The following is a 13,330-nucleotide window of genomic DNA, read 5'->3' as shown; positions in this document are numbered from 1 at the left end:
ATTTAAATTCAAAGCCATAACCCTTGTATTGAAAAAGCTTACTCGTCTTTACCACCGCGAAGCGGGTTTACTCTGCCGCCAGTAACTTTATCAGCGCGCCCTTCCTGTTTGGCTTTTTCAGCGCGGCGTTTGCGCACTTCTTTCGGGTCGGCAATAAGTGGACGATACACTTCAATACGATCTAAATCGTTCACTTCATCTTTTAACTTAGCAGCACGGTTCCAAATACCAACTTTATTTACGGCTAAATCAATTTCAGGAAATAATGAAATAATGCCTGATTCGTTGATCACTTCTTCTACGGTTAAACCCGCTTTAACTGAAACTGTGAGCAACTCTTGGCGAGTTGGCGTGCCGTAAACGACTTCCACCTGGATATTTTCAGACACTTGAGAACCCTCAGACATTTGCCGCTCCGTAAACTTCCTTCGCTCTGTTAGTAAATGCTTGAACCATGTTATTGGCGATGCCGTTAAATACTCTTCCAAACGCTAAATCTAACATTTTGTTTGAAAACTCGTAGTCCAAGTCTAACGTGACTTTACACGCTTCATCCGACAACGGAATTAAGTTCCAAGTGCCCGTTAAATACTTAAAAGGGCCATCCACTAACGACATGGTAATTTTTGAATTACTTTCTAATTGATTTTCTGTGGTAAACCACTTCTTAATGCCGCCCTTTGCCACTAACAAAGACGCAACCATTTTAGAATCTTGGTGAGAAATAATTTTACTGTCGCCACAATCAGGTAAAAACTTAGGATACGACAACACATCATTGATTAATTGATACATCTGCTCAGCGGTATGCATAACAAGCGCATTTCGACTAATTGTAGGCATTTATTCCCCCATAAATAACCGCGCTATCATACCAGAGGTAGTTCAATTGGCATAGGCTTACGCTAATTAACAGAAAAATCGTTTCTTTCCCTGATTCTCTTTGTATAATGTGCGCCGTTAAAGATGGAGCGATAATGGCTAAAAAGAAATCGAAACAATCTAACAGTAATACCATAGCGCTAAATAAAAAGGCGAGGCACAACTACACCCTAACCGACAAGTTCGAAGCAGGTATGAGTTTGCAAGGATGGGAAATTAAGAGTATTCGCAGCGGTAAAGTTAATATCTCTGACTGCTACGTAATGCTTAAAGACGGCGAAGCTTACCTAGTAGGTTCGGAAATCCTTCCGTTAAATGCAGCCTCTTCACATGTCGTATGTGACCCTGTTCGCTCAAGAAAGTTATTGCTTAATCGCCGAGAGCTAGACCGTTTAATTGGTTCAGTAGAACGTGATGGCTATTCACTTATTGCTACTGCGATGTACTGGAAACAGTGCTGGGTAAAACTAGAGTTTTACTTAGGTAAAGGTAAGAAAACTCACGATAAGCGTGCAGATATTAAAGACAGAGAGTGGCAAATTGATAAAGGCCGCTTGATGAAAAACAAGAACTTGAATAACTAAACAGCACAATTTGGTTAAAAATTACCACGTTGTGTAATTACGCAATACGCAGTAAAATGTGTGTTGCTAAGTCATAGACTTAACAAACTTTGGGGCGGATTTAGGATTCGACGGGATTCGCGAAACCCAAGGTGCATGCCCAGGGGCGGTTGGCCTGGTAAAAAGCCGCAAAACCATAATTGCAAACGACGACTCGTTCGCACTAGCAGCTTAATGCTAGCCATCCTCTCATAGACTCGCCTATTGTCTAGAGATGCCGATGGTCACCCCAAGTAGGCTAGCGAGGGAACCTTGTCTGAGGGTGAACCGCGAAACAGTATCAGACTCACCAGAAAGTAGCCTGTCGTTCGGCGACTGACTGGTTAAATAAAAGAACGACTAAGCATGTAGGACCGAGGATGTAGGTTTTTCGGACGGGGGTTCAACTCCCCCCCGCTCCACCAAATCCCATTTTGGCGAGAGCCAACAAAATCAAGCTGCGGCCTTTGATAATAAGGACTGCGGCTTTTTTGTATCTAAAAGCCAAGTAGTCTCAGATAGTCCTGATTGGGCTTCAAAATGGCACTGTGGTGACACTAATTTACTCCAAGCCATTTCAGAAATCGGTACTAAAGAATGTAGTGCTTTCCGAAACCGAATATTTTCAAAACACCCATATTTAGCAAAAGCCTTAGCCACCCAATATCTCAAAATCGCAAACAGTCGCGAATATACTGAAGCAAACTTATTCTTAGGCAGAATTGATAAAGAACTTCAATTCAACGATTTAAATTTATCTGAATCCAGTGAAGACATTAAAAAGTTCTGCGAAGAAAAGTCTAGAACTTGCCAATTGGTGATTGCTGAATTGGGTAAGAATGAAATTGCTTACGCCACCTGTCGAAAACTAGCAACCAAATATAAAATAGAAGTCCCTCTGCATCAGGAAATTACATCAATTGAACCAACATTAAATAAACTCAGTTGCTCAAAATGGTGGTTCAAGCAGATCAATGACCTTCGCTTAACTCATATAGAGCAAGTCCATCGAAAATTAAATTTAGTCAACAACGCTGCCAGCACGTATGCCAGCAATTTCGCTTGTGAAAATCGCAGAAACCAATTAAGGAATTCTTATGAATACTTGATGGAAAATCAAATAATCAATCAATACGGACAGTCGTACACACTTCTAGAGCTATTTAAGAAAACAGTCGCCAACCCTAAAGTCCGAAAGTCCGAATTAATGACAAGAATTAGAGGATTTGAGGAAGTATCAAAGGAACTTGGACATGTAGGAGAGTTTTACACTTTAACAGCCCCCTCTAAAATGCACGCCGTAATAAAAGGTGGGAAGCCTAATACTAAATATGAGGGTAAAACACCTAAACAAGTAAATGATTATTTTAATTCAATTTGGCAACTAATACGTTCGGCTCTTCACAAGAAAAACATTCATCCATATGGCTTTAGAGTAGTTGAACCACATCATGACGGAACACCTCACTGGCACCTCTTACTTTTTATGCACCCTGATGATGTCGAATTGTCCCGCAGTATATTTGAAAAATACGCTATGAAAGAGAGCGCATATGAACAAGGCGCTAAAAAGCATCGATTCAATTTTAAGAGTATTGATCCAAATAAAGGCAGTGCAGCGGGCTATATTGCCAAATACATATCAAAGAATATTGACGGTTCAAATATTGATGAAGATCTCTATGGTAACAACGGTAAATCAGCTGCAAATAGAATAGATGCATGGGCATCAACTTGGAAAATTCGTCAGTTCCAGCAGATTGGTGGACCATCAGTCACAATTTGGAGAGAGCTACGTCGCTTAAAAGAAATTAAGCAAAAAGAGTTAGGACAACCCTTTAGGGCCGCTGACTCTGGCGACTGGGCTGCTTACGTGTTAGCGATGGGTGGCCCTGTGCTTCCTAGAAGAAATAGGCCATTAAAACCCGCTTATGAAATAAAAACCACAGAGCAAATAGATACTGAAACAGGTGAAGTTTTAGAGAACAAACTCACACGTTACGGTGATCCTAAAAAGCCATCTGTCATTGGTTTACTTTGTAACGGCATAACTACCAGAACTCGCCTTAACATTTGGACTCCTTATACGGAGCCGATGACAACGTGTGGTACTCGTGAGGAGGACCACACGGTGGAATTGGCAAATATTAACCCCTTACCAACATGATTGAAGCGCTTTGGCGACGACGAGTGCGGAGCCTGAGCGACGAGGAGAAGCGCGAAGCGCTCTTGGACTTGTGTAAATAACTGTACCACCCCTTATCGGAAACTGGACTTATGAAAAATGAACATTGAACAATTCGGATTTACAGAGCAATTCACCATAGAAGAAGCGGTTGAATTGCTAAATAGTCACGTCATCAAGAAAGAAGACGCTCACAAACACCACTTAGAGATTGAAGATATAGCATTTGTTGCTGGTGTCATTACATTGAATGATGAAATTGAAATTATTCTTAAGTTTTCAAACGAGTTATTACAAGTAACAAAGCTCAATTTTGAAAACAATTTTTCGCTATTGGGTTAACTCCAATAGCTCTCGCTCTTTAAAAATTTGGATTTCTTTTTTTAGGTTTTCACTTTTAAAACCTAATAGAGTTGATGGTTACGTTCAAGTATTTCATTCATTAAATCTACGTTGAATTTTTTTGCCCTTGATTTGATAGGAGGTTTATTCAAAACAACGTCCCTATTTAACATTTTCTCTAAGAGCTCCAATTTAAAGCTCTTTATAGATTGCTTTCCTTCAATAATAGTTATCAATTTTTCTTTGTATTCGTCCTGATTATAGCGATATTTGATATCAAATAGCTCTATATTGCGCTCCAATTTCTCTTCTTGCTCAATCATTAAAATTGCTACATCAGAAACTTCGAGCGGATCATAGGCTTCTTTCACTACACCAATTTCATATGAGAATAATGGAGCATTATCAACTCCTTGAAGGAACGGCATAGCATATTCTTGCGTATAGGTGTCTAAGCTTTTCTTTCTGTTCCCATTACAAAAATCACATGAAGGAATTAAATTGTATAAAGACAATGCTAAAAAAGGATATTTTGACTTAGGATAAAAATGGTCCAAACTAGGTTTATAACATCCATCCTTTATATGAAGAGTGTTTTCGTTACAATAAGGACAGACAACTATATTTGTAAAGCCTACGACTTTGAACGCTACCTGGCTCTGCATAGACTCATAATCAAAAACTTTTGCAAGTTCTCTAACCCATAAAGGAAAAACATTATCTTCCTTGATTGTACCTGACATGGATGACTTCAAACGCTTAATAATCATTTTAGATTCACTAGGGTTTGATATATTTCCTAAATTGTTAATCGCTGAATCAACCAACAGAGAATTCGGAAAACGTTTAATCAAATCTTTTATGTAGCAATGTAAATGCCCGTCAAAATCTTTTTTATCCAACTTATTTCGAAAATCAAAGCTTTGATATTTAAAATCTGGAAGTTTAAGGTTAGAAAAATATAATGTAGGCGCAAAATATTCGATCACCTCTGGAAAACTTTCAAAAACTCGATTGATAAGCGGTTTAAAAGATGTAGGCTTAGCAGATATATATGATTTAATTGTTCTTGAATTCCAAAATAAAAGTATCTTATTTCTATAATCTTGATCGGTAACTTGTTCTAAGACTTCTTTAAACTTTTCTAACCTTTGTTCCAAGAACGAGTCAAAAAGAGACCCGATATAGTCATTGATAAATCGAGGTGAATATTTATGATTTAACTTGATCATTATTCAATAACTCCAAGAGCTTTTCTCTTACAAAACGATCACCAATTCGCTCTATTAGTAATTTATCTTCACTTGAGACCTTATCAGTATTGATAGTTTCAAGTATACGTTGAAGTGATTCCCTAGAATATTCTCCTATAGAAGACTCAAGAGCAAAACTCTTAGCATAAAGTTGATTAATACTTGCTCCAAAGCCTATACTTTTTTCTACCACGAATGTTCTACCATTTCTTTTCACTAAAGTTATTATATCTTCTGGTAAAAAATCACTAGCAATGAGTGGTGAGTGAGATGACAAAATTATCTGCACCTTTCCGAATTTATTATCTAAAGACTCTATGAAAAGTAATAACCTTTTTAACAATGACCTTTGCCATTCGGGGTGAAGATATAAGTCAACTTCATCCATTACAATTACGACGGTCGAATGAGGAGTTTGCTCACAAATTTTATTTATTCCATATTGTAATCTTGAAAACATCTTTATAAGAGCAGATTCTCCTGAACTAAACCCAGTCCAACCAAACTCAACATTAGATATTAGGAAATAATTTAGTGAGTTAAACAAATCAGTTAGTTCAGTAATAATTTCCTCATTTTCTACACTGAAGGTAACACTATGGTTCTCCACGTAAAGCTGGATACCGTTCTCGTCTATTAGTGCAGAAATAGCAAGCAATAATTTTGAAGCATCGAATATTAAATCATAAACAAATTCAGGCTCTTCCAATGAGGTGTGAAGTTTTTTCGGAATATAGTTGGTTCCATCTAATGAAATATTTGATAAATCGCTAAATGTGTAGATCAATGTCGCGAGATAAAAGTGGTCTCTTTTCAATTTATCTGTATAAAACTCATTCGCTGTTTTCCAAAATAAGTCACTTAAAAAGAATATTGTTAAATTCCAAAATGAATCTATTGGAGAGTCACAAATACTCGTGTATATGTCTCTATTAAAAATTGTATCAACAGCATTTTTGACTTCATATTCAAATATTTCCTGTTTTGTCTTTTTAACTTCAGACTTGAAAAAAAGGTCTGTCGGAAATTTATCGGCCCTACTTTTTCTCGCTGCTTCATTTATGGAGTTGAACATACTATTTCTATGAAGTCGGTCCCTAAAGACTGATACTTCAAATTCTAAATCTTTAGCTAACTCCGGATTAGCGTTAATAACATTAGTGGCTCGTTTTTTCTGTGGGATTGGGATAGAAAATTGATATTTTGGATTAGGGTTTCCGATACTATCCAAAAATGTTGTGTTTCTCTTGAAAAATGCTAGTTCTCTCCCGATTTCATTTTCAAATACCTTTTTTCTGGAGCTTCCCATAATTGCATTTGGTGATATGTTCAAATGCATCTGACTTTTATTCTGCTTTTCGCCAAAAACATATTTACTAATATCGAATACATTATTAACAGATAAAATCGACCCAATACGTTTATCCTTCTGTTCAATGTATTGAACTTCTCGGTCAAACTCGAAATTTGGTTCAACTGAAAGGTTTGAAATGATGCTATAAGTATTGCCATTTGAAAAGACGGCAAAACCTTCTCCCTTCATTCCAGAATATAACCCTTCAATAAACTCAATAATGCTAGTTTTTCCTGTGCCATTTTGGCCTAGTATTAAAGAAAATGCATTGCCTTGATAATATTGACCCAGCTCTGAGCCTTGATGACTTAAACGAAAAATACGTCCATCGTATTCATGTAAATAAGAACTGTTCAAACTAATGAATAGGTTTCTCAGGCTCTTATACTCATATATGAATATTGCTACTAGTTCCATTTTACTTTTCTAACTCTGTCTAGTTGATTCGTTTTCTTGATATAGTGCTAACCGTGACTTTTATCGCGCTATGATACATGTATCGCGATTTAACAATTAGAAATACTGTTTCCTATTTGTGTTATATGATCAAAACTGAATATATGTTCTCTTGGTGATTCATCACATACACCAATAAGTCGCCCTTTAAGCGCATGCTCTCCGTTTTCGATGAATACCTTGCTACCACAAATAGGGCACACTCCTTCATATACTACGCATTCAAGCTTTCTGTAATTGCGCCCGTTAGGCCTGATTTTATCAAGTTTTACTGATTCTAGTTGTGCATCTCCCTGCCCCCAACGAATCATCCAATCGGGAGCCATGGCTATTCGCTTAAAAGACGCTTCATAAAAAGGCTTCATTAAGGTCCATGCAATAAAAGCAACAGTTACAAATGATGTTAGCGCTAGAATTGATTGACTACTTAACAAAAATGCGACAGACGTGAACAACATAAACCCAAGAAAAATTCCAGCTATTGGTAAAAATAGAAATAACAGCCTTCGCCATCCAGTTAACTCTATCGACAAAAATGGTTTAGCAATCCACCGAGGACTTGGTAATGCTACCGCACTATAAATAATATCATGGCTTTTTTGATCAGATTTAACTTTATCAAACGTGCCCTCTGTGCTTTTAAAGCTAAGCAGGTGAAACTTCTTGTTCCTCGCTCCACCTTTAGACACTGTTTCAATAAGTTCGATGCGAACAAAGTCGACAAAATTAACTTGTTGAATAGCACTAAGCAGTATTTTTGCTTCTTCGTAATGATCTGACTTGAACTTTTTGGCTTGTGAAGTTGAATACGTTCCTGTTTTAACAAGTGATATCAATTCACTTTGTTCGAACATAATATCTTCGATGTGATCACCTTTATCAATTCGACTTTTAGTTTCCTCAAAAAGCCTTCGAAGTAGTTCTTTTGGTGTTGGTTTCGAATAATCACTATCGTCTATAACCGAAATAGCATATTCACATGCCTCTTTTATCAATCTGACATCCATATCACAACCATTTGAAATTTATAAATAAGTAACAGTTACGTATCAGTTACGGTCCTATTTTTTCAACATACTACGCCACAAACTCCACACAAGTCCAGTACAGACCAAAGGAGACAAAATGAACTGGGTAACTATTAAAAAGCTTTCGCAACTATGTGGCTATAGCGAAGAAGCGATAAGAGCAAAAATCAAAAAAGGCCAATGGCAAATAGATAAACAATTTAAGAAAGCCCCAGACGGGAGAATATTCATTAGCATTAGCGAGGTAGAAAAGTGGATAGCAAATTAACAGGCATCACAATTAAGCCAAATCACGTTCAGATATCTTTCATGTACAAAGGTGTTCGCTGTCGCGAATCCATTAGAGTTAAAAATCCAACATCAACACAACTCAAAGAAATTCAACGTAAGAGAGACGTAATTCTTTACGAGATAGATATGGGAAAATTTGATTACCTGTCACACTTCCCAGAGAGCAAGTTAGGCGCACGAATAACAGGTCAAGATAAGCTAGGCCTCACTATTAAAGATATTATTGATAGCTGGTTTAAGTTAAAACAAAGTAACTGGGAGTACTCAACAAAACGTGGCTACATAAGCAAAGTAAATAATCACATAGAGCCTGTTTTCGGAGCAATAAAAGTATGTGAATTTAAACCTAACATCTATCTTGACTGGGCTTCTACCGTCAAACTTTCAGGTAAAACCAAAAATGAAATTCATTCAATAATGAAAGCAGCTTTTCAGCTAATCTATAACAATGGTGACATTGATGAGAACCCATTTAATAGAATAGAGAGATCAAAGCATACCAAAAAAGAGCCAGAGCCATTTAATGCCATAGAACGAGAAGCAATCCTAAATCAAATGACAGGAATGGTTAAAAACCTGTATGGGTTTGCTTTTTGGACAGGCCTACGCACTAGTGAACTATTAGCTCTACGCCGACAAGACATCGATTTAGATCGAGAAGTGATTTTTGTTCGTCAAGCACTTGTTCATGGTCGTATCAAGGGGACAAAAACCAAGTCAGGTGAACGTACACATGAACTTCATCCAAACGCACTGAAGGCGTTACAAAAACAGCTTTCTACTATTCCTAAAGGTGTTGAACGTATATTTCTAAACCCTAAAACTATGCAGCCTTGGAGAGATGATAGACAACTATATAATCAATGTTGGTGTCCTACCTTAGTTAAATCAGGTGTGAGATTTCGAAAGCAATACAATACAAGACATACATACGCATCTACAATGCTCAGCGAAAACAGGCCTGTAGCTTGGGTTGCCAAACAATTAGGGCATAGTGATATAGGTATGACTTTAAGTGCATACGGCAGATGGGTTGAAAATTGATTTATTCGTCGCCAAATCATTGTTATATTAAAAATAGTTCATATAGTTTTGTACAATTACGCAAGATGCTGTACAAATTTTAACATAAACAACTTGCACAAATTTAACGTGACGTTAAAATACCGCGGATTAAAATTTTAACGTGACGTTAAACTTGGCTTGTAATTTTTATAAGTTGCATTAATAATTATGAGTAATGGAATACAAAATCCCCATTCTTTAGAGGAAGCGACGAGAGTAATTAATGAATATGCTTTCTCTGATAAAACCGAGTGGATTTACTCAGTTCACGCTGAAGAAAGAGCTGAGGAACGACTTATTTGTAATGATTGGATCGAAAAGACACTGGAAAATGGCTCTGCAGTTGCTGTTAGAGAACATAGATTAAGAAGTGGAAAGGTTCAGTATAGGTATAAAGTAAGATACACAAACGTAATTGGTAAGACAGAAGTCATTACGGTTATACCTTCAGAATACAAATTAGTTATTATTACAGAATGGTAATATAAGGAGTGAACCATGCAATGCCCTGTGTGTGAATCAGATGCTATAGAAACAACATACGAAACTATTCAGTTAGAAAATATAGGTTTAAACCGTGTGTTTCTTGAAAATGTCCCTGTAACTTATTGCGAAGATTGTGGACACGTATCTAAATCTTTGCCGAAACAAAAACTAATTAAAAAAGAAATTGCAGAGTCTCTTTGTTGCATAAAAAGGCCTCTTTTATCTCATGAATTTTCTTTTTTAAGAAGCTATTTGAAATATACAGGTCTTGATATTGCTCAAATGTTAGGAGCAACTAACGTATCTGTTAGTCGTTGGGAATCCGGCGAGCATGCGATAAACCCTCAAGCAGATAGATGTATCCGTGCACTTGTATTGTCAAACCTAAAAAGAACTTCAAGTTTGAAAGAAATATATAAAGCCATATCGCTAAATATTGAAGAAGATATAGTGATAAATGTGGATAGATATGCTCATCAAGATAGGTATCAGTTTAAAACTTGTTACACTTTTGGAAATAAACCAGCTTGGGTATTTCAAAACATCGTAAACCAATAATGCTTTGTTAAATTGAAAGGATAAATTTAATGGCTAAATATTTGGCTCAATGTTCGCAACTAGCAAATATTTGTTTAAAGAGCTCATTTTTTGAAGTAACTGACGAAGATGTTCAAGAAGGTAGTTCTCTTGGAATATCTATTGCAATAGACCATGAGTTCAAAGGTGAAAAAGAAAATCCATCTTTTGTATGCGATTACTCTTTGGATATTGAGGGGCTTAATCCAGAAAAAGAAAGCATTTTTAGTTTGAAAATGGTATTTCAAGCAGTTTATGGTCTTTCTGAGATGTTAGATTGGTCAGAAGAAGAAGTCTCTGTTTTTATAGATAAGTGTGTAAATTTTCATGTATGGCCATACGCTAGGGAGCATGCTCATTACACATCAGCAAAAGCAAACATTCCAACGGTATTATTACCTTTGCTACCTAGTTCAGTTACAAAACCTCATGAAAGTGACTAACAGAGATGTATAAAGTTGAAAATAAAGAAGAAATAGAGAGTTCAACTCCCCCCCGCTCCACCAAATTTAAGCCTTTGTAATCAACAGATTGCAAAGGCTTTTTCGTTTATTGACCCAAAATTGACCACCCCCAAATACCACTTTAGTACCACACTATTCTACTTAGGGTCGAATAAATTAATAAATTGGGGTCTGTAATTCTCAAACACTTATACTTACACTTTAGCTAAACATAGCAAAAACAAACCAACGCAGCGTCTTTTTCAATATGTTATATTGTTTCATTCAGCAGTATTTGAAATGCCCTTACATAATGACCCGCACTTGCATCTGTTCACTATTATTTATCTCTACTCTCTTTTTCAGTAGTGGCTTGTTCGCTAATGGAGAAAACAACAGATCATGCAAAGATTCAGTCACTGTTAGTGTTGCAAACAACTGGCCGCCATTTTCTTATCTAGAAGATGGAGAATACCATGGGCTCGATATTGAGATTTTGGAGCTCATTCTGCGAAAGCTAAATAAATGTCCCGAATATGTGTTTTTCTCCTCATCGAGCAGAGCTTTTAAAGAATTTCAAAAAGGTAACATTGACCTAATATTTGCAGCGAGTAAAAGCAAGGCCAGAGAAAGCTTCTCCGTTTTCTCTATGCCTTACAGAATGGAAAATATGCAGCTGTTTTCACACACAGATAGAGTTGACGTAACTACAATTTCAAATTCTGACTTAATCGCCATTAATCGAGGAAGTGTTTATGGCGAAAAATTTGAATTACTCAAAGAAAACTGTGAAGAATGCATTGTTGAAACTAACTTATTAAAAGAGCGCATAGAGTTAGTTAAACGTAAACGCGTAGACTTCACTATCGAAGATCAATTGGCAGGAAATTACTATATCAAACAAGCGAAATTGGTAAACGAAGTAAAATCCACCAATATTTCAATTCACTTAAACCCAGTCCATTACATGTTAAGACCGAGCTATTTTTCGCCATCAGAAATAGAAATGTTTAACGGTACAATTGAGGCAAGTCAAAATGAAATAAAGCTACTTGTTGAAAAATATACCAATAAGCTAAGTAAATAACCTTGTAAGTTCTTCTTTCTGTTCTGAAGTTAACCCTTTTACCGATTTAATCGCCTCTTCTAGCGCAACTGCTGCTGCATCAACTAGTTTAAAATGCAGATATGCCTGTATTAGTGCCTTGTGCGCACTAATTGATTGAGGGTAAGTTTGTCGATTCCATGTAAACAAAGCTAAAGCATCGTCTTGGCGGCCTAAATATTGTAACCACTGCCCGTAACCATTCGCTCTATCTTCTGGAATTAACATGGTTGTCCCAAGCATCTTAGACCTAGCATCATAAATAGCCTGTAAGTCGGTTAATGTTTGAGGATTACTGGGAATCGCCCAACCAGAAAACAAATGCTTTAAACCGTAATATTGGCCCAATAACGTTGTTGAATCATGGCTTTCATTGGCAAAAGTTTTCGCAACTAGATTAAGTGATGTTGTTGGATATTTATTTGTTAAGTCTACAAAGGCTTGGAACGACTCTGTCATGATTGGCTGTTCATCTGCGATAGAGATAAACAAACGCCCTTTTAATGTCTGCTTGGTTAACGCTTGTTCCATTAAGCCAAGTAGTTGATTGTTATTCCAATATAATGATGGGCTGATAGCAATCACACCATCAAATAAGTGAGGCTTTTTAATCAATGCGTTTATTGCAAATTGACCTCCGTGAGACGTGCCTGATAAAGCTTGATAATCTAAGGTGCGATAACGGCTTTTAATGAAAGGAATAACCTCTTTCTCAACGAAGGCCAGAAACCTGTCTGCACCTTCCATATTTTCAGAAAGTTCTTTATTAACCTTCGCTAAGGTTAAGTCACTATTTCGTTTATTTCTTGGATTAACTAATCCAACGACAATCATGTTTGGAATTTGATCAAACTTTGATAAATAATCGATAGAGCCTGCGGTATGAGGGCCTTGTATGTCGCCGTCTGTCATGTATAAAACAGGGTAACTCTGCTTGTCATTTTCGTACCCTGCCGGCAAGTAAACAACTAACTCTCGCTTTTCGCCTAAAACTTTACTATCGATAGTTGTTTCTTCAACTTTACCAAACTTTGTAAAAGCACTAACGCTCAAGTGAGTAAAGCACAGCATTACTAAGACTAATTTGGCGATTATTCTTTTCATTATATTTCTTATTATTGATTTCAAGTGTTCACTTAGATGGATGTGCTCGGGGAATGGTTTAAAGCATTAGAAAGAATTTGAATCTTTTACTCAATTGAAAACGATAAAATTTAGTTAATTTTCCTTACATTCAAACTATTTCCCTACCTAAACCGACT

15 protein-coding genes and 1 other RNA gene are annotated in these 13,330 nt (G+C 36.6%); 10 read left to right on the top strand and 6 right to left on the bottom strand.

Annotated features, from left to right (window positions below):
* Positions 1-38: 38 nt before the first annotated feature.
* Together ACOB80_RS02535 and ACOB80_RS02530 are read right to left on the bottom strand one after the other, a co-directional pair.
* Positions 39-407: an RnfH family protein gene (locus ACOB80_RS02535; protein ID WP_473164228.1), complete on the bottom strand. Its 369-nt coding sequence runs from the start codon at positions 405-407 to the stop codon at positions 39-41.
* The gene (locus ACOB80_RS02530) at positions 400-843 is read right to left on the bottom strand and encodes a type II toxin-antitoxin system RatA family toxin (RefSeq protein WP_473164227.1); all 444 of its coding nucleotides are present in this window, start codon (positions 841-843) and stop codon (positions 400-402) included. The genes ACOB80_RS02535 and ACOB80_RS02530 overlap by 8 nt, the downstream gene beginning before the upstream one ends.
* A gap of 134 nt (positions 844-977) precedes the next feature.
* Between ACOB80_RS02530 and smpB the strand changes: the two genes are divergently transcribed.
* From smpB to ACOB80_RS02510, 4 genes are all read left to right on the top strand, one after another.
* Positions 978-1,466 (top strand): SsrA-binding protein SmpB, encoded by a 489-nt coding sequence (gene smpB, locus ACOB80_RS02525; protein ID WP_473164226.1) that lies wholly within the window; start codon positions 978-980, stop codon positions 1,464-1,466.
* Between the two features lie 91 nt (positions 1,467-1,557).
* Positions 1,558-1,909, top strand: a transfer-messenger RNA (tmRNA) gene (ssrA, locus tag ACOB80_RS02520).
* Positions 1,910-2,301: 392 nt separating this feature from the next.
* Positions 2,302-3,651, top strand: coding sequence for a replication endonuclease (locus tag ACOB80_RS02515; protein ID WP_473164225.1), 1,350 nt, complete (start codon positions 2,302-2,304; stop codon positions 3,649-3,651).
* A 117-nt stretch (positions 3,652-3,768) separates the two neighbouring features.
* Positions 3,769-4,011, top strand: coding sequence for a hypothetical protein (locus ACOB80_RS02510; RefSeq protein WP_473164224.1), 243 nt, complete (start codon positions 3,769-3,771; stop codon positions 4,009-4,011).
* Between the two features lie 62 nt (positions 4,012-4,073).
* Here the strand turns inward: ACOB80_RS02510 and ACOB80_RS02505 are convergent, their stop codons facing one another.
* The 3 genes from ACOB80_RS02505 to ACOB80_RS02495 form a co-directional block, all read right to left on the bottom strand.
* Positions 4,074-5,243 (bottom strand): hypothetical protein, encoded by a 1,170-nt coding sequence (locus ACOB80_RS02505; protein ID WP_473164223.1) that lies wholly within the window; start codon positions 5,241-5,243, stop codon positions 4,074-4,076.
* Positions 5,224-7,035, bottom strand: coding sequence for an AAA family ATPase (locus ACOB80_RS02500; protein WP_473164222.1), 1,812 nt, complete (start codon positions 7,033-7,035; stop codon positions 5,224-5,226). The genes ACOB80_RS02505 and ACOB80_RS02500 overlap by 20 nt, the downstream gene beginning before the upstream one ends.
* Positions 7,036-7,124: 89 nt before the next feature.
* Entirely contained in the window at positions 7,125-8,081 is a 957-nt protein-coding gene (locus ACOB80_RS02495) for a hypothetical protein (protein WP_473164221.1), read from the bottom strand.
* Between the two features lie 118 nt (positions 8,082-8,199).
* On the opposite strand from ACOB80_RS02495, the gene xisR reads away from it, so the two are divergent.
* From xisR to ACOB80_RS02465, 6 genes are all read left to right on the top strand, one after another.
* A complete protein-coding gene (gene xisR, locus ACOB80_RS02490) occupies positions 8,200-8,370 on the top strand; it encodes an excisionase family protein (protein ID WP_473164220.1) in 171 nt (56 codons plus the stop codon).
* On the top strand, positions 8,355-9,437 hold the full coding sequence (locus tag ACOB80_RS02485; protein ID WP_473164219.1) for an Arm DNA-binding domain-containing protein: 1,083 nt from the start codon (positions 8,355-8,357) through the stop codon (positions 9,435-9,437). The genes xisR and ACOB80_RS02485 overlap by 16 nt, the downstream gene beginning before the upstream one ends.
* 189 nt (positions 9,438-9,626) lie before the next feature.
* Positions 9,627-9,941, top strand: a complete 315-nt coding sequence (locus ACOB80_RS02480) for a hypothetical protein (protein WP_473164218.1) — start codon at positions 9,627-9,629, stop codon at positions 9,939-9,941.
* 15 nt (positions 9,942-9,956) lie between these two features.
* A complete protein-coding gene (locus tag ACOB80_RS02475; RefSeq protein WP_473164217.1) occupies positions 9,957-10,502 on the top strand; it encodes a YgiT-type zinc finger protein in 546 nt (181 codons plus the stop codon).
* A 29-nt stretch (positions 10,503-10,531) separates the two neighbouring features.
* Complete coding sequence (locus tag ACOB80_RS02470) at positions 10,532-10,963, top strand: hypothetical protein (RefSeq protein WP_473164216.1); 432 nt, start codon at positions 10,532-10,534, stop codon at positions 10,961-10,963.
* 313 nt (positions 10,964-11,276) lie between these two features.
* Entirely contained in the window at positions 11,277-12,050 is a 774-nt protein-coding gene (locus ACOB80_RS02465; protein WP_473164215.1) for a substrate-binding periplasmic protein, read from the top strand.
* Here ACOB80_RS02465 and ACOB80_RS02460 read toward each other — a convergent pair.
* Complete coding sequence (locus ACOB80_RS02460; protein ID WP_473164214.1) at positions 12,039-13,172, bottom strand: alpha/beta hydrolase; 1,134 nt, start codon at positions 13,170-13,172, stop codon at positions 12,039-12,041. The genes ACOB80_RS02465 and ACOB80_RS02460 overlap by 12 nt on opposite strands.
* Positions 13,173-13,330: the final 158 nt, after the last annotated feature.

The organism is Thalassotalea coralli (assembly GCF_055786205.1).
Note: the sequence above shows the minus strand (reverse complement) of the source record. Positions and strands in the feature narration are given on the sequence as shown.